Source organism: Camelimonas lactis, assembly GCF_004342915.1.
In the GTDB taxonomy this organism is placed as follows: domain Bacteria; phylum Pseudomonadota; class Alphaproteobacteria; order Rhizobiales; family Beijerinckiaceae; genus Camelimonas; species Camelimonas lactis.
Window position 1 is genome coordinate 1 of sequence record NZ_SLWL01000024.1, and the last position, 18,843, is coordinate 18,843.

Sequence of the window (18,843 nt, forward strand, 5' to 3'; positions counted from 1 at the left end):
AGGCTGCCCGAGGCGTGGAATCGATGCCCACGATGCCGTGGAATCCATGCCCACGATCGCGTGGAATCGATGCCCATCATCCGTGGAATCCGCAGCTGACTATTATACCCATTTTTCCTGCCTGCTCGATGTAGGCACCCCTGAGAACGCTGTCCGTGCGCTCGAACTCTATAATGCGCTGGCGGACGAAAATGCCGCCGAAGATCCGTCATCGGATGGCTTCCTGCTGTCGATCCAGCCCGAACATGGCGGTACGCAGCTCTGGATACGCGACGATCCCACCGGTGATCCCGAGCACGTTATCCAATTCGTCAAGCGCTGCGCCGCGGCGTTGGGGCTCAAGGGCCGGTGGGGCTTCCAATATGCCAACACCTGCTCGAAGCCGCGCCTCGATGGTTTCGGCGGCGGCGCGCACGTACTCGATCTTTCGACCGGCGAGACCGTGGACTGGATCTACACCGACGGCTGGCTCGCGACCGTGCTGGAGGGAGGCGATCCCCATGCCTGAGATTATCGAAACCACAGTCTATCGCCTCGACGAACTTTCCGAAACGGCGAAGGACAAGGCCCGCGCCTGGTATCGTGAAGGCGGCTTCGACTACGATTGGTACGACGCCGTTTATGAGGATTTCCAGCGCATCGCCGAGATCCTCGGCATCCGCCTCAAGACCCGAACCGCTCGCCTGATGGGCGGCGGATCGCGGCAGGAACCCTGCATCTGGTTCCGGGGCTTCTGGTCGCAAGGTGACGGCGCGTGCTGGGAGGGGTTCTACTCCTACTGCAGGAACGCCTCTGCCGCGATCCGGGCTTACGCGCCGCAGGACGAGATGCTGCATGGCATCGCAGATGCGCTTCAGGATGCCCAGCGGCGCAACTTTTATCAGCTTCGCGCTGACGTCGGTCATCGCGGCCATTACTACCACGAATACTGCATGGACATTGCGGTAGAGCGGGCCAGCCCGAACTGGCAGGACATGACCGCCGACGCGGAGGACGTCGTCGCCGAGGCGCTGCGTGATCTCGCCCGCTGGCTCTATCGCCAGCTCGAGCGCGAATATGACTACCTGTCCTCGGATGAGGTGGTGGACGAGACCATCCTCGCCAATGGCCACACCTTCACCGAAGGCGGACTTCGTTTCGGCTGATCCCGCTTGAAGCATCCCCGCCTCATGGTCGGGGCGCTCTTCATGTCGCTCCAGCCAGAGTGAGAGGGCCGCCGGAATGGGTGAGCCTGGGCGGTCGAGAGAGAGCGCAGTCCGGGCTTTCCCGTTTCCGCTCTCCCGAGGTTCCCTTCCATGAATATGGTGTCTCCCGTGACCGATCCGGTCACGTCCTTAGCCGCAGCGCCCGCCATCCTCGCTGCGGCAACCACACTCCTTGGCCATCTGGAACGCGGCCAGCACGTCAGTGCCGCCACGCTTCGCGATGCGATGGAGGCGGCTTTCGGCGCTTCCGATTCGACCGGCGCCTGGGACTGGAAGATGGGTTATGAGACTTGCGAAGTCGCCACAGTCCTTTTCCTACGCAAATACGGAAAGGCGCTTTTCCGGAAAGCCGCGTCTCCGGCTACACGGTTTTCCGCAATTGCCCGGATCGTGGACCGGTTGCCGACCCACACGCGCCGATCCGAGGAAGGCCAGGCGCTCCAGCAATTCTCGACGCCCGCGCCGCTCGGTCTCGCGGCCATGGCAGCCGCCGCAATCACCCCCGGTGACGTGGTGCTGGAACCGTCGGCCGGAACCGGCCTCATGGCGATCCTGGCCGAGATTGCCGGCGGCAGGCTGGTGCTGAACGAGCTCGCCGATACCCGCGCTGAGCTGCTTTCTTCCCTCTTTCCGGCTGTTTCCACAACCCGCTTCGATGCCGCACAGATCGACGATCACCTCCAACCGGCAATCGTCCCCTCGGTCGTGCTGATGAACCCGCCATTCTCGGCGATGGCCAATGTTTCGGGACGAATGGCTGACACGGCGTTCCGCCATGTTGCTTCTGCTTTGGCGCGGCTGGCCGATGGTGGGCGGCTCGTAGCCATAACAGGAGCGAATTTTGCTCCTGATCAAGCTGGCTGGCGGGATGCTTTCGTCCGCTTGCAAGAGCAGGGCCGCCTTGTCTTCAGCGCTGCCATCGCCGGATCGGTATACGCAAAGCATGGCACGACCTTCGCGACGCGCCTGATCGTTATCGACAAGACGCCGGCCGAAGATCCATCTCAGTTCTCTCCCTCATCCGGCACTGCGCCCGATGTTGCGACGCTGCTCGCTTGGATCGAGGCGCAAGTTCCACCACGCTTGCCGGTCGCAAGCCCGAAATGCCGGGAATTCATCCCGGCGGCCGCGCCAAAGACAGTGCGCGGCTATCGCACGGGCGTGGCCCCGGTGCGATCCGTCACCGATACAGTTGGCGATCCCGAGGGCGTCGAGCTCGCTTATGAGACGGTGGACTGGGCACCGCCCGAGGGCACGCGACTAAGCGATGCGATCTATGAGCAATACGGATTGCAGTCGATCCGGATTCCCGGTGCACAGCCACATCCAACCAAGCTTGTCCAATCGGCTGCGATGGCGTCGGTTGCACCACCAAAGCCGTCTTATCGGCCGATCCTGCCTGCCGACATCCGCGAGCGCCTCTCCGATGCCCAGCTCGAGACAGTGATCTATGCCGGTGAGGCCCATGCCGATTATCTGGCCGGCGCCTGGTCCGTGGACGAAACCTTCGACACGGTTAGCGCTGCGCCCGCGGACGCAGAAGGCGCTGTACGGTTCCGCCGGGGGTTCATGCTCGGTGACGGTACCGGAGCCGGAAAAGGCCGCCAATCTGCCGGAATCATCCTCGACAACTGGCTGCGGGGGCGGCGCAAGGCCATCTGGATCAGCAAGTCGGACAAGCTGATCGAGGACGCGCAGCGAGACTGGTCGGCGCTCGGCATGGAGCGGCTTCTGATCACGCCGCTATCGCGCTTCTCGCAGGGCAAGCCGATCACGCTGTCGGAAGGCATCCTTTTTACCACCTATGCCACGCTGCGCTCAGATGATCGCGGCGAGAAGGTTTCGCGCGTCCGGCAGATCGTGGATTGGCTGGGATCGGATTTCGACGGTGTCATCATCTTCGACGAGAGCCATGCCATGCAAAACGCCGGTGGCGGCAAGGGAGAGCGCGGCAATATCGCCGCATCGCAGCAGGGGCGTGCCGGGCTGCGCCTCCAGCACGCACTGCCCGATGCCAGGATTGTTTATGTCTCGGCGACGGGCGCAACGACGGTGCATAACCTCGCCTATGCCCAGCGGCTCGGCCTCTGGGGCGGCGCGGACTTTCCTTTCGCAACCCGCGCCGAATTCGTTGAGGCGATCGAGGCCGGCGGCGTGGCGGCGATGGAGGTGCTGGCGCGCGATCTGCGTTCGCTTGGGCTCTATACCGCGCGGTCCCTTTCCTACGATGGCGTCGAATATGAACTGGTGGAGCATCGGCTGACCGACGAGCAGAACCGCATCTATGATGCCTATGCCGGCGCTTTTGCGGTCATTCACAACAATCTCGATGCGGCGATGGAGGCGGCAAACATCACCAGCAGCGACGGCGCACTGAACCGCCAGGCCAAGAGCGCCGCCCGATCCGCCTTCGAATCCGCGAAACAGCGCTTCTTCGGGCATCTTCTGACCAGCATGAAAACCCCGACATTGATCCGGTCCATCGATGCCGATCTTGAGGCCGGGCATGCCGCCGTCATCCAGATCGTCTCGACCGGCGAGGCGTTGATGGAGCGCCGCCTCGCCGAACTGCCGGCTGAGGAATGGAACGACGTCCGCGTCGATATCACGCCAAGAGAATACGTACTCGATTATCTCGCCCATTCCTTCCCGGTGCAGCTCTACGAACCGTTCACCGATAGCGAGGGCAATCTCTCCTCGCGGCCGGTATTTCGCGATGGCCAGCCCGTCGAATGTCGGGCGGCTGTTGCCCGGCGCGACGCGATGATCGAGCACCTGGCCTGTCTCCCGCCCGTTCCCGGCGCCCTCGACCAGATCGTGCAGCGATTCGGGACCGATGTTGTGGCCGAGGTCACGGGCCGTTCGCGCCGGATCATCCGCAAGGGCGAAGGCTCAGCGGCACGGCTGGCAGTCCAGAGCCGCGCGCCTTCCGCGAACCTTGCCGAAACCGCCGCCTTCATGGATGATCAGAAGCGCATTCTGGTCTTTTCCGATGCGGGCGGCACCGGGCGCAGCTACCATGCTGATCTTGGCGCGCGGAACCGGCGCCTGCGGGTCCACTATCTTCTCGAACCGGGCTGGAAGGCAGACGCCGCCATTCAGGGGCTGGGCCGCACCAATCGCACCAACCAGGCGCAGCCGCCGCTGTTCCGGCCCATCGCAACCGATGTGAAGGCCGAGAAGCGTTTCCTTTCGACCATCGCGCGGCGTCTCGACACGCTCGGCGCGATCACACGTGGCCAGCGTCAGACCGGGGGTCAGGGCCTCTTCCGGCCCGAAGATAATCTGGAAAGCCCCTATGCCCGCGATGCCTTGCGGCAGCTCTATATGCTGATCGTGCGCGGCAAGGTGCACGAGTGTTCGCTCGGCCGTTTCGAGCAGATGACCGGTCTGAAGTTGATGGATGCGAACGGCATCAAGGACGACCTGCCGCCGATCACTACCTTTCTCAACCGGCTGCTGGCGCTGACCATCGACCTGCAGGCCATCTTGTTCTCGGCTTTCGAGCAGCTCCTCCAGGCGCGAGTCGACGGGGCTATCGCCTCCGGCACATACGATCTTGGTCTCGAAACGCTCCGCGCCGAAAGTTTCACCGTGACCGGCCGTCAGGTCATTTACACCCACCCCGCGACCGGCGCTGAGACCCGGCTGGTTTCAATCAGTGAGCGCAAGCGCAACAGGCCGATATCGCTCGATGCAGCCCTGCATGAACTGGCCGATCCGCGGGCAAAGCTGCTGGTGAATGAACGCTCGGCCCGCGCCGCCGTCCAGATCCCCACCACCAGTGTCATGCTGGACGATGGCGAGATCGAGCCGCGCGTACGGCTGCTGCGGCCGATGGAGAGCATGACCCTTGCTCTTCGGGCGATGGGCGAAACGCGCTGGACCGAAGCCGATCGGGACAGATTCGCGGCCATGTGGAGCCGGGAAGTCGCACAGGTGCCGGCCTATTCCGAGGGCACCCTTTACATCGTGGCAGGATTGCTCCTGCCGGTCTGGAAGCGCCTGCCGCAGGATTCCACCCGTGTTTATCGGCTCCAGACCGATGACGGCGAGCGCATCATCGGCCGCCGTGTCTCGCCGGCATGGGCAGCCAGCGTCGCCGCCACAGAAAGCGTCAGCCTGACAGCCAACGATGCTTACGCCGCTTTGATCGACGGGCGCACAATTCTCGACCTCGCCGAAGGGCTGCAACTGCGCCGCGTCCGGGTCATGGGGGCTCATCGCATTGAACTTACAGGCTTCAGCGATGCCATGCGCGAACGCCTGCGCGCTTATGGGCTCTTCAGCGAAATCATCTCGTGGAAATTGCGCTTCTTTGTGCCGGTCGGGGCAGCCGGCAGCGGGATTATCGGGAGGTTGGTCGAGCGCTTCCCGATCGAACGCATCGCAGAACGGGAGGCGGCCTGATGTCTCGTCTTTACGCCAACGAGCTGGCGCAGCGCCTCGGCCGGCAGGCTGAGGCGGTTTGTCGTCACTACCTCTCGAATGGCCATAAGCAGGGCCATTACTGGCAGGTCGGCGACGTCCGCAATGGCGCGGGACGCTCGATGTTCGTGCGGCTGCATGACAGCGCCAGGGGGCCGGCGGGCAAATGGTCCGATGCCGCCACCGGCGAGCATGGTGATCTGCTCGATGTAATCCGCGAAAGTCTCGGTCTCCTCGACTTCGCCGAGGTCGCTGCGGAAGCCCGCCGCTTTCTGAGCCTTCCCCATCCAGAACCAGTCCCCACCGGGCGGCGTCGCGGAACTCCGACTATATCGGGTACGGCAGAGGCCGCACGCCGGCTCTGGCGCATCGCACAACCGATCACGAGCACGCTCGCGGAGACGTATTTGCGGAGACGCGGCATTACGGATTTGCACGGGACCGGCGCGCTGCGCTTCCATCCGAACTGCTACTGGCGGCCCGAGCATGAAGGGCCGACCGAGACCTGGCCGGCGATAATCGCGGCGGTCACCGATCGCGATGGCGACATAACCGGCGCTCACCGCACCTGGCTCGCGCGTGACGGGTCGGGCAAGGCGCCGCGTGATCCGCCGCGCAAGGCCATGGGGGACCTGCTTGGTAACGCCGTCCGGTTCGGAAGGGCACAAGATGTCATCGCGGCGGGAGAAGGCATCGAGACCATTCTGTCGCTGCGGCAATTGCTGCCGCAGATGCCGATGGCCGCCGCACTCTCGGCCGGGCACCTCGCTGCTTTCCTGTTCCCGGCCCATCTGCGCAGGCTCTATATCGTGCGCGACAATGATCCGGCAGGCGACAGCGCACGAGACAGGCTCGTCGAACGGGCGCTGGCGGCCGGAATCGAGACCATCACGCTCTCGCCGATGATGGGTGACTTCAACGAAGACCTCACTTCGTGCGGGCTGGATGCATTGCGGGCACGGCTTCACGGGCAACTGGCTGCAGACGACGTCGGCCGCTTCATGGCTTTGGCTGCATAGCCGGGATGAGAAGCGGGCGGGCGCTCGTGTTCCGTAGCGGCATACAAGAAGCCTTCTCTATTCGGCAGGGGACCGCGCCTCGGCCTTCGAGAGGGCGAGCGGCCCACAAACGGCCCGGCCGGGCAATGGCGGCGCCCGACTGATTTCCGTCGGCGGCCCGCCACCCCATGCGACGAGTCGCGTGGGGACCCCGTCTCCCCCGCCTTTACAGCGCGAAGCAAATCAGCCGGGCTTTGCCATCGAGGCCCTCGCGAAAGGCTCGGGCTGCCTGGCCGGACCGCCTGCGGGCTTGTCGTCGCCATGAGGCCGCGACGGTCGCGGTCCTTGCCATTGGAGCCTGCCATGTACGCCCATGACGAACGCGAACCCGATCACGCGACATCTGCCACCGGTCATGTCATCGAGGAGCTTGAGCTTTACGGCTATCGTCCGTCAGAGGACGAGCCCGATCCCCGGATCTCGCCCGAGGATCACATCATCCAGAGCGCGGTCGCTGATATTTTCGACGCCCTGATCTCCACCATGGCCGACACCAGTCTCGATTTCGACCTTGCCGAGATCCTCTGGTCGAGCGTCAATACCTTCCACCGTGCTGTCGAACGGATCGAAAAGAAGCTCGACGACAACGAGCAGGCCCAGAAGCGCCTCCAGTGCGAACAGGACGGGTCCGAGGTGAAATCCGTCCAGCTCGAGACCCTGATCGGGATCGGGCAAAGTCTCATCGAACGCCGTGACAGTCTTGAGCTTTTCCGCGAGACCGCTGCCGATATCTATCTGCGCACCCTCGGTACGCCCTGGTCGCAGCGCTCGGGTTCACGGGTCAATCATCGCCAGATGACAGCGGCCATGATCGATAGCCGGGACTTCATCGCCGCCAAGCGACGCGCTGACAATGAGGTGCTGCTACCGGCCGGCACGAAGATCGCCTTTTCGGGTGGCGAGACCACCGATCATCGATTGATCTGGGACAAGCTCGACCAGGTTCATGCCAAGCATCCTGACATGGTGCTGCTGCATGGTGGATCGCCGAAGGGCGCCGAGCGCATCGCCGCCACCTGGGCCCACAATCGCAAGGTGCCGCAGGTCGCCTTTAAGCCCGATTGGGCCAAACACGCCAAGGCTGCGCCCTTCAAACGCAACGATCAGATGCTCGGCACGATGCCGATTGGGGTCATCATCTTTCCCGGCACCGGCATCCAGGACAATCTCGCCGACAAGGCGCGCAAATTGGGCATTCCTGTCTACCGCTTCGGGACGGGCGGCGCGTGAGCGCTGCCCGCCATTCCTCAAGGCCGTCGACGAACCGGAAGCGCCTCGACGGCCTATCATGCCGGCGAAACACATCGCCTGTAGGGCGATGGGCCGCCGGATCCGACCATGTCCAGGCAGAACAAGGAAGATGGCCGGACAGGGTCAGGGGATCTCTTTGATCCCTATTTGTTCTTAATGATCGCAGGCACTTCTGCTACTGTTCCGATCGCGCCGTGGAGGTGGTGGCAGGCGCACCGTCCAATCCATTGCACGGAGACACCACCATGACCTTTCTCGGTATTCTCGTCGCCATGGCCGCCATAGGCTTCATGTGCTGGCTGCTGTTCAACCTTGCCGTCTTTGCGTTGCCCTTCTTCATCGGGGTGAACGCCGGTATCTGGGCCTACGGCACCGGCGCGGGCTGGCTTGGGGCTGTTCTTGTCGGATTACTCGCTGCCGGCCTGACCTTGGCGGCAGCCCAAGGCCTGCTCATTCTGGTCCGGCCTCTATGGGCGCGGTTGCTGATCGCACTCGCCTTTGTCGCTCCGGCAGTCGTCGCCGGCTTCTACGCCACGCTCGGCATCGTCAAACATATGATGCCGTCCGAGACCTGGCAGCTCATCTTCTCGGTCATTGGCGCAATTGCCGTGGGAGTGACGACCTTCCTGCGGCTCGCGGCGATGGCGTCTGCCGAGTCTGCTGGCACGGGCCATGCGCGCATCTAGCTGCGTGCAGAATCTGGTTGGAAGCCAGAACAGAGAGATAAACTCGCCGTCCTCAGAGTTAAGGGGCGCGGGATCGGCGTAATGAACTCACATCAATCTAGTGGAGTGATGCGGCACATAGCGGGAGCGCAGGACGGGGGACGCGAATTTCGCGGGCACATTGCGGAACCCAGGCGGGATGAGCTCTCGCCGACTTCGATTGGGTCAAATAGCGGTACGCGTGCCAAGGACAGGGGCGACGTCACGGGCATCCGTCGCCACCGGTCTGGCTGAACTCGAATGCGCCAGAATCTGCGCTCTTCTCGTATCTTTGACCGCTCCAAACGGCCTCTTCCATGGCCTGATCTGGCCGAAGACCAGCGCGCGGCGCGCGCTTCGATCGCTTTGGCGCAACAGCGTCGTCACAACTTTCTTCCCCTGACGGCCCCGCCCCATGTTCCATGGGTCCCCGGGGCGCGTCATTCCTCGCGCGAGCAAGAAAGTCCCTCCTGTGCTGTCCAGTCCCCGCAAACGGGGATGCGCCAGCGATCGTCTCCGTCCCGTCGATCGCCATCGAGGCCGCAATGGTGCGGGCTCGAAAACGGAAAACGGAGATTTGAAATGGCGACCATCGGTACCTTCAAGAAGACCGGTTCGAACGAATTCACCGGCGAAATCGTCACCCTCAGTGTCCAGGCCAAGGGCGTGCGTATCGTTCCCGACATCCGCGCAAACGGCGAGAACGCTCCCAGCCACCGGGTCCTGGTCGGCCGCGCCGAGATCGGTGCCGCCTGGTCCAAGCGCTCGGGCGAAGGCCGCGATTATCTCGGTCTCAAGCTCGATGATCCGAGCTTCACCGCCCCGATCTACGCCAACCTCTTCGATGACGAGGACGGCGAAGCCTACTCGCTGATCTGGTCCCGCCCCAACCCGCGTCGCGGCGACTGAAGCGCAAATGGCCCCGGCGACACAGCCGGGGCCATTTCTCTGTCAGCCGCACCAATGAACGGCGCTCAGTCCAAGAGGACAGGCATCATGGCCCTCACGTGGGCGTCGATCCGCTCCAGAACGATCGATGGGATCGCATCACGTTCCGGCAATTTCCACCAATGCGCATCGATACGCCTTACAGTTTCGCTGACAGTTTTCAGGACGGCGGGCTCTGGAAGACGCGCCCGATTGGCGAAAGCCTTCCACCGCGGCAGCGTCAGGGCCTTGAACGCGCGTTCGCCGCCAAGTGACAAAGCCAGATTGTCAGCCGGGATATAGGGAACCGTCGAAAGCACGTCGTAGATCGGCGCCAGGGCGGGCGAATTGCCGTCACCGGGATAGATCAGCGACCAGTTTTTCAGGTGCATGTCGCCATTGCCCATGACCACCGACAGGGTCAGGCGGCGGACGAACTCCAGCGCCGCTGTCGGCGAGATCGCCACATTCAGCGCCGCGGCAATGTCGTGATAGGCCGCGCCTTCGTATTTCCGTGCCGGATAGATGCCGAAGACCTGGGCGAAATCCTCGATATGAATTCGTCGCGCGCCGGCGGCGCGATCGAACCGCCGGATAAGAAGGACCAGCCCCTCGGCCAGGGTCTCGAACTCTTCAGGGATGCCTTCGAACTGGTCTTTGCCCACCAGCTCGCGTTCGGGCACGTCCATGCCGATGGCTTCGGCCAGCGCGAGATTGGCGAACTCGTTCTCCGACACGCCTGGAAAGGCGGTCGAAGGAAACTTGGCGATGTACTGACCGTCGCTGTCCCCGAGCGGCACTGTCAACCCGCCGCCCTTGCCGGTGTTCTTCATCACCGAAAGCTTCATCTGCACGCCGGCGAGCGAGAAACGCGCTTTCGGCTCGCCCTCAACTGCAGCGGTTGCAGCGACGATATCTCCGTTACTCGGGATAACCCGCACAGCGCCTGGCAGGTCGGCGCCCAGCGCGGCCAGCAGATCGAAATCATTGCCAGGCCGGACGGTCCGGGCGTGATGCTTTTCCATCGCCTCGCGCAGCTTGTCCTCGGGCAGGAGGTTGGCAAAGAAGGGCGGCAAGGCGCCTGCCACCGGGCGTGGATCCTTGCGCAATCCTCCCGTCGCCGCGCGGAAGGACAGGCTCAACACGGGATGCCCTCCGCTCGCGCGGTAGGCAGGATCGAAGCTGAAGGCGTTGAAGTCGCCCGGTGTCCTGACGATCGTGCCGACCTTCACCTCATTGAGGAGAACATCGAGAGACAGGACGGTTTCGGCGGAGCGGGCTCTATTCATCATCACCTTCCGCTTGCGGGCTGAAAGCCGGCCGGTCGTCCTCGCCCTGCGGGCTGAGCAGCGCCTCAATGGCCGGGACCATCGCCTGAGGAACCAGCATCATCTCCAGGCCAAGCGCCCTTGCAACATTGATCAGAGTCGTGGCGCGTGCCGCTGCGGCTCCGGTTTCGATGTCGCGATAGCGGGGACGGGATATGCCGGCGAGATCGGCGACCTGTTCCTGCGTCAGGCCCGCCGCTAGCCGTGCGCGCCGAAAATGGTCGCCGATCATATCCAGAGCCTCTGCTTCGGTTTTCATGTGAATCCTTTACAGATCAATTTGCTTGATTTGATCCGAAAACGTATCACAGGGCGGTCTGGAAGGCAAGAATTTGATCCGCAAACATATCTCAGTAGGATAGATTGATACGTTTGAGCGTCATTCAGCGTTCTTTGGTGGGTCAATCCCATCAGCCTTGGGCGGCCGAATCAGTCGTCCGACAACAAAGGTCAGCGACGCCGTAGCTGAGGAACAGAGGCCCAATTATCGATGACTATTTGCCCAGAACGACTATTATAGTCGTAGTTCTGGAGTGCGCGCCGGTCGCAATGGGAGGTGATCATGCATGATCACCGCCCGACAGTCGCGGGCCGCTCGCGCCTTGCTGGGTTGGACACAGGAGACGCTTGCTGACAAGGCCCGTGTATCACTGACCGCGCTCAAGCGCCTCGAATCCGAAAGCGGCCTCGAGGTGTACGAAAGCACGCGCGATCAGGTCCGTCGGGCTCTCGAAGCAGCCGGTGTCGTCCTTCTGTCGACCGAGCGTGGACACGGAGTGCTGCTGGTCCATGATGGTGGTGACAAAAAGCGCTGACAGGCAAGCGGCAGACGCCGTATTCCCTCCAGGCGATATTCTCCCAAAACACACAATCCTGGAGTATCTGGTATTACCCCGCGTCCTGCAGTGGGCAGCACGCACCAGGCAACTGACATGCCCCCGATAGAACCCTTCGAGGATGCACCGCCGGTCTCCAGCGAATTAACCGCCTACGATCGTGCCCATATCAAGCTTTACATGCGACTGCTGGATGCCGCTGCCGATGGTGCCGAGTGGACCGAAGCCGCTCAAATCCTGTTTGGCATCGACCCCGCCCTCGAGCCGGATCGCGCGCGCCGGGTCCATGATGCTCATCTGGCGCGCGCCAAATGGATGGCGCAGACCGGTTACCGTCATCTTCTCTGGAAGCGTTAGGGCTGATGTTCGCGTCAGGCGCGGCGCACGGAGACGCGCGGGGGAAATACGGCGTTTCGCGGCCTGTCGGCAGATTTTCCGCATTGCTGGCCGCCCTGTCATGCTGCTGCAACAGATCTTGTCGTAAATAGCTCGGCGAAAAATCTGACCTGCGCTTTGCACGTGAGGAGGGACGGGTGCGACCGGACACTTCCCATTGGCGAGACGGTCGTCGCTATGAATTCTTCGACACGCTCTCGGTCGAAGGGCTCGCATGGGAATGTTTGCGGCGGTTTGAACGCTACCAGGAGCATTATGGCGAACTCCTCGCCATGAAGGCCGAAGATCATCCCTATTCAACCGACGCCCAGCGTCACTGGGGGTTGCGATTTCCCGGCCCGTCCGAGCCTTTCCGCGCTTCGTCAGGACGTCCTATGGTCGCCTCTCGCCAATCCGGCGGTGTTGCTCGCTGACGACGCTCCGGAATTTCTGCCTCCGTCACCATCTCCGTCGCCGGCCGTGTCTGCTGCCGTTCGTCCGAGTCCGGAAGGTCTTCATGCCATCCATCGCGGCGGCATCGTCGCACAGATCCTGCTGCTGTCGGGCCGAAAAACCGATAGAGCCTCGGCCGTTATCCTGCCACTCGACGACGATCTGCCCGATCGGGTCGAGGCAGTGCTGCGGCTCTGGCAAGCGCTGAGCGCGGGCGCCGTTACGCGCGACGGACGCATCACGCCGTACCAGCGTCGACGTATCCGACTGATGATGCGAGCCGCCGACGGCCGGGCCCATGGCGCGACCTATCGCGAGATCGCCATCGCTCTGTTCGGCCCCGAGCGGGTCGCGGCCGAGCCCTGGAAAACCTCATCTTTGCGCGATGCCGTGATCGGGCTGGTCGAAAGTGCCGGGCCGCTCATCAATGGCGGCTATCGCAAATTGCTACGGCATCGTCGCCGATCTTGAGTGCGCTTCGACGCCGGGGGTGGGGATTGTGCGCCTGTTATCTTCCCCATCCACCCCGCCTGCATTCCTTCGCCACCGTGATCGCGATCCGCCGTTGCTCCGCAGCGGCGCCCGGCAACGCCACGGAGGCCCGACAATGCGACCCAATCTCGCCGCTCTGCCGCCACGCTACCTGCGCACCAAGGAAGCGGCGGTGTTTCTCAGCCTTTCGGCGCGTACGCTGGAAAAGCACCGCACCTATGGAACCGGCCCGGCCTATCGCAAGCTCGGCGGGCGCGTCGTCTATTCGGTAGCTGATCTCGAAGCCTGGGCTTCGCGCGGCGCGGTCACGTCAACCTCCGATCCGCGCGGACAGGTTCTGCCAGCCAAACGGCACACGCCAACGGCCTATGGGCCGTCCGGCGGCATCAATCGCTGACTGTCGCACGAGGATTACCCATGGCGATCCGGCGACGTTCTCCGTCCGAGCGCGGGCAGCTCGACCTGTTCAGAGCGCTTCCCGGTGACTTCGCACCGCGGGACGCGCAGGACCTCATGGCGTATCCATTCTTCTCGCTCGCCAAATCACATCGCATCACCCCGATCGATTTCACCGCCGGAAAAATCTCGATCCGCGTCGAGGCGGTTGCCGACCACGGCATGGCAACGATCTGGGACGCCGATATCCTGATCTGGGCTGCCAGCCAGATCGTCGAAGCGCGCGATACAGGCCTGCGCACCTCGCGGCTCATGGCGGCGACACCCTATGAGATTCTCACCTTCATTGGCCGCGGCACCAGCTTACGCGATTACCAGCGCCTCAAGGCGGCGCTCGACCGGCTGCAATCCACCACCATCTCGACCACGATCCGCCAGCCCGCCGAAGGACGGCGACACCGCTTTTCCTGGATCAATGAATGGCAGGAACGAACCGACGGCACCGGCCGCCCCGACGGTATCGAACTGATCGTGCCGGACTGGTTTTATCGCGCTGTCCTGGACGATGCGCTGATCCTGACCATCGATCGGGCCTATTTCGATCTGACCGGCGGGCTCGACCGCTGGCTTTACCGGCTCGTGCGCAAGCATGGCGGCCGCCAGAAGGGCGGATGGCGGTTCGATTTTCGTCATCTGCACCAGAAGTCCGGCTCTCTCTCGCCCTATAAGCGCTTTGCCTTCGAACTGCGCGATATCATCCGCCGTCAGCCGCTGCCCGGCTACAGGCTCTTTACCGAGATCGAGACCGGGCGCCGGGCGCTGCTCGCCTTCGAGCCATGGCCGGCCTGTGGAAAAGCTGTGGACGGCCTCGTGCTATCGGGAACCCGAACTATCGTGCCATCGGGAACCGGTGGCTCGTGCTATCAGGAACCCGATCCGGGTTTAAGGCACGGAGATCGTTCGGCAAATCGCGCCCGTAACAGAGAGTCTAACACAGAATCTAACCTTGAAGAGCGCAGGCGCGATGTTGAAAACCTCATCGCCCGCACCGGCCAGGCGCTCAGAGCGACGGCGAACCGTCGGCCGCCAACGCCATCCGATCACACATCAGAAATCCGCTTCGACACCATGCGCCCGCCGCGCGGTGAGCGTGAGGACGGTCAGCGATGATCGTGGCTTTGCTCAACCAGAAGGGCGGTGTCGGCAAGACGACACTGGCGCTGCATCTCGCCGGAGAATGGGCCGGAAGGGGGCAGAGGGTCACTTTGGTCGATGCCGATCCGCAAGGCTCGGCGCTCGACTGGTCTGAGCAGCGCGGTCATGAGGGCTCGCCGAGACTGTTCGGTGTCATCGGTCTTGCGCGCGATACGCTACACCGGGAAGCGCCGGAACTGTCCCGGCAGGCCGATCACGTCGTCATCGATGGGCCGCCGCGTGTCGCCGGTCTCATGCGCTCTGCGCTGCTCGCCGCTGACTTGGTGCTGATCCCGGTGCAGCCTTCGCCCTTCGATGGCTGGGCTTCCGCCGAGATGCTGTCGCTCATCGCCGAAGCGCGCATTTATCGGCCCGATCTCGTCGCCCGCTTCGTCCTCAATCGCTGCGCTGCGCGCACCATCCTTGGCCGCGAAACCGCCGCTGCGCTCGCCGATCACGATCCTCCGGTGCTCGTGAGCCGGATCGGGCAGCGTGTCGCCTTCGCCAGCGCTGCCCAGACCGGCCGTCTCGTTCACGAATTGGACGGCGCCACGTCCGCGGCCGCTGAGATCGCAGCGCTGGTTGATGAAATCGAGCGGCTCCCGCGCACGCGGAGGGCGTCATGAGCACCCGAGCGCCCAGGAGCGGCTTTGCCCGCCGGCCGGCCGATCCCGAAACCTGGGTGAGAGCCGCAAAAGAGCAGTCGGCCGGCAGGGCGGACGGTGCTGCGAACACGGCGCGGCTCACCATCGATGTGACGCCGGCGCAGCGCGGCCGCATCAAGATCGCGGCCTTCGAGCGCGGCATGACCGTCGCCGACATGCTGCGCGAGCTGCTGGAGCGTGAATTTCCACCCGCCGGAGACGCTGGGCAATGACCGGCTTGGCGGGACATCGAACGCTGGCAGCCGAGGGCGCGCGCTCCTCATCGGCTACAGCGCTGACCGAAGTGGAGCTGATCTGGATCGAGAAGTCGATCGAATATTGGGTGCGGTTCGGGAATCCGGTTCAGGAGCGCATCATCGACCGCAGACGCCGTGTCCTCGGCTTTCGTCCCCGGAGCCTTTTCGCCTTCGTGCGCTGGACGGCGAATGACTACGGCACCGTCGCCTCCCATCTCGACATCCTGCGCGCGGTCGCGCCGCACGAAGCCTACCAGACCGTTCCCGCCGTCTCGCCGGGCGGCGAGCTTCTGCTGACGGTCTCTGGCTGGCCGAAAGTCGAGCGCGTGCTGCAGCTCATCGATGCGATCGAAGCGCGCAGCATCGACGGGGCCGATGTCGCGCCCGATCACTGGCGCCACATTCATAACCGATTGGCGGCCGGGGAAAGCCCCCGCGCCTACACGCACGCGCAGCACCGCGCCTGGATCAAGCGGCGGAGCATTCGGCCATGACCCGGCGCGCCATTTTCGCCTCCGCTCTGGTGTCGGTCGGGCTGGTCGTCGCCCCGGTCCTCACCGGGCACGGTCCGCGCTTCATCTGGAACGCCTCGGCCAGTGCGCCCATCGGTCTCTACGCCGTCGAACCGGCCGACCCTGTCGAAGTCACCGATCTGGTCGCGGTCCAGCCGCCAGACGCGCTTGCCGAGCTGCTTGAAGCGCGCCGCTACCTTCCGCGCGGCGTGCCACTGATCAAGCGCGTCCTGGCGCTCCACGGTACGAGAGTTTGCCGCCATGGCACGGCCATTACCGCCTACGACCACCTTTATGGCCATGCCCGTGAGCGCGATCGGATGGGCCGCGACCTGCCCTCCTGGCAGGGCTGCCGTGTGATCGCCAAACACGATGTGTTCCTGATGAACTGGGACGCCACCGACAGTTTCGATGGCCGCTATTTTGGGCCGCTTCCGCTTTCTGCCGTCACCGCCCGCGTCGTGCCGATCTGGACCGATGCGAATGGTGACGGCCGCTTCGAATGGCAGGCGTCAGCGCGGTGAACGCCTGTCCAAGGGCGGGCGTGATGTCCGCCCGCTCGTCCTTCACCGCTTGAGGAAAGGAAACCGCCATGCCGCAGATCGGTGAATTTACCAGGCACAAGACAGGCTTTGCCGGGCGCATCCAGACGCTCACGCTCGCCCGCGAGATCGCCATCGTCGCGGTGGATCCGGCCAATGTCGAAAACGCCCCGGACCATCGCGTCCACCTCGGCGAAGATGACGCCGGCCCCGAGATTGGGGCGGCCTGGACACGCACCGGCGAGAAGGCCGGAGAATATCTCTCCGTGCTGATCGACGATCCGGCATTGCCGTATCCGATCCGTGCCGCCCTGTTCCAGAACGGCGCTGATGCGACGTCCTGGTCGTTGCACTGGAACCGGCCGCCCAAACGCGATGCAAAGGACTGAGCGATGCTGCGCTGTCGCTTCGGGCATGGCCACTCCGTTGTGATCGGGCGTCACCGCGCCGCCCGATCCATTGCCTTCCTTCTCCTTGCCGGCCTGTTCTGCAGCCAGGTCGGCGTCGCAGCGCAGGCGCAACCGAGCCTGCTCGCACCGCGCGTCCTGCGGGATGCATATGCCGACCATATTGCCGAAGCTTCGCAGCGTTTCGGCATTCCCGAGTTCTGGATCGATGCGGTCCTGCAGGCCGAAAGCGCGGGCGATGGGCGGGCCATATCCTCGGCCGGGGCGATGGGCCTGATGCAGATCATGCCCGCCACCTGGTCGGCGCTGCGGCAGCGCCATGGCCTGGGCCGCGATCCTTATGATCCTCGCGACAATATCCTCGCGGGCGCGGCCTATTTGCGCGCGATGTTCGATCGCTACGGCAATGTCGCGGCGATGCTGGCAGCCTATAATGCCGGGCCGGGCCGCTACGATGAATACCTTTCGGCGGGCCGCGTCCTGCCCGCCGAAACGCGCGCCTATGTCGCTAAGCTTGCCCCAATCCTGGGTAACGCGGCGCCGTCTCACGGCGCTTCCATGCCCGCTGCGTTGCCGCCCGATTGGCGCGAGGCGCCGCTCTTTGTCGCGCGCGGCAGCAACCGAACGAGCGCTATCGGAGACGCGGCGTCTGTGCAGGGCAACGACACCCGCACCCCCGTTCCGGATGCAGTCGGTGCGCCCGACCGGCGACAGCACGAGGCCATTTTTGTCACTCAAGCCGATAGCGGTGCCGCCCCATGACGCGGCGTTTGCGCGATCGCACGGCATCGTGCGCCAGCGCGCCATGGCGTGCTGGCTGGCAGGGGAGGACCGCAACAACCGACCGATGGCAGGATAAAAGGCCGCACATTGTCGGCCAGGCGGTCGGTTGTTTTTGCTCAGGATTTTTTGCGATTCCGCACCTTGTGACCCAAGGGCGCAATGTGTGCGCGACGCGGGATTGCCCGTTTTCGCGCGGGTTTTCACACATTGCGGGACCGCGTCATGTCCGATGAGCGCGAGTTCCGTATTCGCCCGGGGCGCATCCGTTCGACACGCGCTCAACAGGCGCGGCCGTTCATTGCCCAGGCACTGGCGGCGGCCAAGAAGGCCGGCGGCGGCGTTTCACGCTCGGGCCGGATCGTCTCGGGCAACCGCTCGCGGTTTGGGCATGGCCAACGTGCCAGCATTCAGGCCAATCGCTTCATTACCGCCCGCTCGCGTGGAGCGGTGATCAAGGCGCGCGTTGTTCGTCACACCGCCCGCAAGGCGCCGCTTGGCACGCATCTCGATTATCTGCGCCGCGATGGCGTCACCCGGGACGGGGAGAAGGCGCGGCTGTTCGGGCCGGACGTCGACGCGGCGGATGCCGGCGCCTTTGCCGAACGGTTTGGCGGCGACAGGCATCATTTCCGCTTCATCATCTCGCCCGACGACGCCCTCGATATGGCGGACCTCAAATCTTTTACCCGCGATTTGGCCGGGCAGATGGAAAAGGATCTCGGCACCCGGCTCGACTGGGTGGCGGTCGATCACTGGAATACCGAGCATCCCCATATCCATCTGATCGTGCGCGGCGTGCGCGACGACGGCCAGGATCTCGTCATCGCGCGCGACTACATCAAGGAAGGGATGCGCGACCGGGCGCGCAATCTCATCACCCAGGAGCTCGGGCCGCGAACAGAACACGACATTCGCCGCACGCTTGAGCGCCAGATGGCTGCCGAACGCTGGACTGGTGTAAACACCGGAATAAAAAGAGGCCATTCACCGGTTTAAAAGTAGGCCAGTCGGGTCAATTATAAAGCCTCATGACGAGGCGGTTTGTGCTCGG

21 protein-coding genes and 1 pseudogene are annotated in these 18,843 nt (G+C 63.9%); 20 read left to right on the plus strand and 2 right to left on the minus strand.

Annotation, left to right across the window (positions count from 1 at the left end):
- Window positions 1-46 precede the first annotated feature (46 nt).
- The 7 genes from EV666_RS16830 (at window position 47) to EV666_RS16865 (ending at window position 9,555) form a co-directional block, all read left to right on the plus strand.
- Window positions 47-508 (plus strand): hypothetical protein, encoded by a 462-nt coding sequence (locus EV666_RS16830; protein WP_132010640.1) that lies wholly within the window; start codon window positions 47-49, stop codon window positions 506-508.
- Window positions 501-1,145, plus strand: coding sequence for an antitoxin of toxin-antitoxin stability system (locus EV666_RS16835; protein ID WP_132010642.1), 645 nt, complete (start codon window positions 501-503; stop codon window positions 1,143-1,145). Before EV666_RS16830 ends, EV666_RS16835 begins: the two co-directional genes overlap by 8 nt.
- A 150-nt stretch (window positions 1,146-1,295) precedes the next feature.
- Window positions 1,296-5,615 carry a strawberry notch-like NTP hydrolase domain-containing protein gene (locus EV666_RS16840; RefSeq protein WP_132010644.1) on the plus strand — a complete coding sequence of 1,440 codons (4,320 nt, stop codon included), beginning with the start codon at window positions 1,296-1,298 and terminating at the stop codon, window positions 5,613-5,615.
- Window positions 5,615-6,652, plus strand: coding sequence for a DUF7146 domain-containing protein (locus EV666_RS16845; protein ID WP_132010646.1), 1,038 nt, complete (start codon window positions 5,615-5,617; stop codon window positions 6,650-6,652). Before EV666_RS16840 ends, EV666_RS16845 begins: the two co-directional genes overlap by 1 nt.
- Before the next feature lie 342 nt (window positions 6,653-6,994).
- A complete protein-coding gene (locus EV666_RS16850) occupies window positions 6,995-7,921 on the plus strand; it encodes a DUF2493 domain-containing protein (RefSeq protein WP_132010648.1) in 927 nt (308 codons plus the stop codon).
- Between the two features lie 266 nt (window positions 7,922-8,187).
- Window positions 8,188-8,628, plus strand: coding sequence for a hypothetical protein (locus EV666_RS16855; RefSeq protein ID WP_132010650.1), 441 nt, complete (start codon window positions 8,188-8,190; stop codon window positions 8,626-8,628).
- A 600-nt stretch (window positions 8,629-9,228) separates the two neighbouring features.
- Entirely contained in the window at window positions 9,229-9,555 is a 327-nt protein-coding gene (locus EV666_RS16865; protein ID WP_047166144.1) for a DUF736 domain-containing protein, read from the plus strand.
- Between the two features lie 65 nt (window positions 9,556-9,620).
- Here EV666_RS16865 and EV666_RS16870 read toward each other — a convergent pair whose 3' ends face one another.
- Both EV666_RS16870 and EV666_RS16875 read right to left on the minus strand, forming a co-directional pair.
- The gene (locus EV666_RS16870) at window positions 9,621-10,862 is read right to left on the minus strand and encodes a type II toxin-antitoxin system HipA family toxin (protein ID WP_132010670.1); all 1,242 of its coding nucleotides are present in this window, start codon (window positions 10,860-10,862) and stop codon (window positions 9,621-9,623) included.
- On the minus strand, window positions 10,855-11,160 hold the full coding sequence (locus EV666_RS16875) for a helix-turn-helix domain-containing protein (protein ID WP_121583352.1): 306 nt from the start codon (window positions 11,158-11,160) through the stop codon (window positions 10,855-10,857). Before EV666_RS16875 ends, EV666_RS16870 begins: the two co-directional genes overlap by 8 nt.
- A gap of 307 nt (window positions 11,161-11,467) precedes the next feature.
- Here EV666_RS16875 and EV666_RS16880 point away from each other — a divergent pair, with 307 nt between their 5' ends.
- The 13 genes and pseudogenes from EV666_RS16880 to EV666_RS16940 form a co-directional block, all read left to right on the plus strand.
- Window positions 11,468-11,716, plus strand: a complete 249-nt coding sequence (locus tag EV666_RS16880) for a helix-turn-helix domain-containing protein (protein WP_047166147.1) — start codon at window positions 11,468-11,470, stop codon at window positions 11,714-11,716.
- Between the two features lie 117 nt (window positions 11,717-11,833).
- A complete protein-coding gene (locus EV666_RS16885; protein ID WP_132010652.1) occupies window positions 11,834-12,094 on the plus strand; it encodes a DNA -binding domain-containing protein in 261 nt (86 codons plus the stop codon).
- Window positions 12,095-12,270: 176 nt separating this feature from the next.
- A complete protein-coding gene (locus EV666_RS18705; RefSeq protein ID WP_245514500.1) occupies window positions 12,271-12,546 on the plus strand; it encodes a transcriptional regulator domain-containing protein in 276 nt (91 codons plus the stop codon).
- Between the two features lie 46 nt (window positions 12,547-12,592).
- Entirely contained in the window at window positions 12,593-13,036 is a 444-nt protein-coding gene (locus EV666_RS16895) for a DUF2285 domain-containing protein (RefSeq protein WP_245514501.1), read from the plus strand.
- Between the two features lie 136 nt (window positions 13,037-13,172).
- Entirely contained in the window at window positions 13,173-13,454 is a 282-nt protein-coding gene (locus tag EV666_RS16900; protein ID WP_121583355.1) for a helix-turn-helix transcriptional regulator, read from the plus strand.
- A 20-nt stretch (window positions 13,455-13,474) separates the two neighbouring features.
- Window positions 13,475-14,623 carry a replication initiator protein A gene (locus EV666_RS16905; RefSeq protein ID WP_132010656.1) on the plus strand — a complete coding sequence of 383 codons (1,149 nt, stop codon included), beginning with the start codon at window positions 13,475-13,477 and terminating at the stop codon, window positions 14,621-14,623.
- Window positions 14,620-15,273: a ParA family partition ATPase gene (gene parA / locus EV666_RS16910; protein ID WP_132010658.1), complete on the plus strand. Its 654-nt coding sequence runs from the start codon at window positions 14,620-14,622 to the stop codon at window positions 15,271-15,273. The genes EV666_RS16905 and parA overlap by 4 nt, the downstream gene beginning before the upstream one ends.
- Window positions 15,270-15,524, plus strand: coding sequence for a ribbon-helix-helix protein (locus tag EV666_RS16915; RefSeq protein ID WP_132010660.1), 255 nt, complete (start codon window positions 15,270-15,272; stop codon window positions 15,522-15,524). Before parA ends, EV666_RS16915 begins: the two co-directional genes overlap by 4 nt.
- Window positions 15,521-16,042, plus strand: a complete 522-nt coding sequence (locus EV666_RS16920; protein ID WP_132010662.1) for a DUF2840 domain-containing protein — start codon at window positions 15,521-15,523, stop codon at window positions 16,040-16,042. Before EV666_RS16915 ends, EV666_RS16920 begins: the two co-directional genes overlap by 4 nt.
- A complete protein-coding gene (locus EV666_RS16925) occupies window positions 16,039-16,584 on the plus strand; it encodes a S26 family signal peptidase (protein WP_132010664.1) in 546 nt (181 codons plus the stop codon). The genes EV666_RS16920 and EV666_RS16925 overlap by 4 nt, the downstream gene beginning before the upstream one ends.
- Window positions 16,585-16,652: 68 nt before the next feature.
- A complete protein-coding gene (locus EV666_RS16930; RefSeq protein WP_132010666.1) occupies window positions 16,653-16,991 on the plus strand; it encodes a DUF736 domain-containing protein in 339 nt (112 codons plus the stop codon).
- Window positions 16,992-16,994: 3 nt separating this feature from the next.
- Window positions 16,995-17,771 carry a lytic transglycosylase domain-containing protein gene (locus EV666_RS16935; RefSeq protein ID WP_132010668.1) on the plus strand — a complete coding sequence of 259 codons (777 nt, stop codon included), beginning with the start codon at window positions 16,995-16,997 and terminating at the stop codon, window positions 17,769-17,771.
- A 243-nt stretch (window positions 17,772-18,014) separates the two neighbouring features.
- Window positions 18,015-18,770, plus strand: a pseudogene (locus tag EV666_RS16940) (relaxase/mobilization nuclease domain-containing protein); the annotation flags it as partial.
- Window positions 18,771-18,843 lie beyond the last annotated feature (73 nt).

Bases quoted from the DNA above. Each gene is read 5' to 3' on its own strand.
- EV666_RS16830 (WP_132010640.1), top strand. From the start codon at position 47: ATGCCCACGATCGCGTGGAATCGATGCCCATCATCCGTGGAATCCGCA.
- EV666_RS16835 (WP_132010642.1), top strand. From the start codon at position 501: ATGCCTGAGATTATCGAAACCACAGTCTATCGCCTCGACGAACTTTCC.
- EV666_RS16840 (WP_132010644.1), top strand. From the start codon at position 1,296: ATGAATATGGTGTCTCCCGTGACCGATCCGGTCACGTCCTTAGCCGCA.
- EV666_RS16845 (WP_132010646.1), top strand. From the start codon at position 5,615: ATGTCTCGTCTTTACGCCAACGAGCTGGCGCAGCGCCTCGGCCGGCAG.
- EV666_RS16850 (WP_132010648.1), top strand. From the start codon at position 6,995: ATGTACGCCCATGACGAACGCGAACCCGATCACGCGACATCTGCCACC.
- EV666_RS16855 (WP_132010650.1), top strand. From the start codon at position 8,188: ATGACCTTTCTCGGTATTCTCGTCGCCATGGCCGCCATAGGCTTCATG.
- EV666_RS16865 (WP_047166144.1), top strand. From the start codon at position 9,229: ATGGCGACCATCGGTACCTTCAAGAAGACCGGTTCGAACGAATTCACC.
- EV666_RS16870 (WP_132010670.1), bottom strand. From the start codon at position 10,862: ATGAATAGAGCCCGCTCCGCCGAAACCGTCCTGTCTCTCGATGTTCTC.
- EV666_RS16875 (WP_121583352.1), bottom strand. From the start codon at position 11,160: ATGAAAACCGAAGCAGAGGCTCTGGATATGATCGGCGACCATTTTCGG.
- EV666_RS16880 (WP_047166147.1), top strand. From the start codon at position 11,468: ATGATCACCGCCCGACAGTCGCGGGCCGCTCGCGCCTTGCTGGGTTGG.
- EV666_RS16885 (WP_132010652.1), top strand. From the start codon at position 11,834: ATGCCCCCGATAGAACCCTTCGAGGATGCACCGCCGGTCTCCAGCGAA.
- EV666_RS16900 (WP_121583355.1), top strand. From the start codon at position 13,173: ATGCGACCCAATCTCGCCGCTCTGCCGCCACGCTACCTGCGCACCAAG.
- EV666_RS16905 (WP_132010656.1), top strand. From the start codon at position 13,475: ATGGCGATCCGGCGACGTTCTCCGTCCGAGCGCGGGCAGCTCGACCTG.
- parA (WP_132010658.1), top strand. From the start codon at position 14,620: ATGATCGTGGCTTTGCTCAACCAGAAGGGCGGTGTCGGCAAGACGACA.
- EV666_RS16915 (WP_132010660.1), top strand. From the start codon at position 15,270: ATGAGCACCCGAGCGCCCAGGAGCGGCTTTGCCCGCCGGCCGGCCGAT.
- EV666_RS16920 (WP_132010662.1), top strand. From the start codon at position 15,521: ATGACCGGCTTGGCGGGACATCGAACGCTGGCAGCCGAGGGCGCGCGC.
- EV666_RS16925 (WP_132010664.1), top strand. From the start codon at position 16,039: ATGACCCGGCGCGCCATTTTCGCCTCCGCTCTGGTGTCGGTCGGGCTG.
- EV666_RS16930 (WP_132010666.1), top strand. From the start codon at position 16,653: ATGCCGCAGATCGGTGAATTTACCAGGCACAAGACAGGCTTTGCCGGG.
- EV666_RS16935 (WP_132010668.1), top strand. From the start codon at position 16,995: ATGCTGCGCTGTCGCTTCGGGCATGGCCACTCCGTTGTGATCGGGCGT.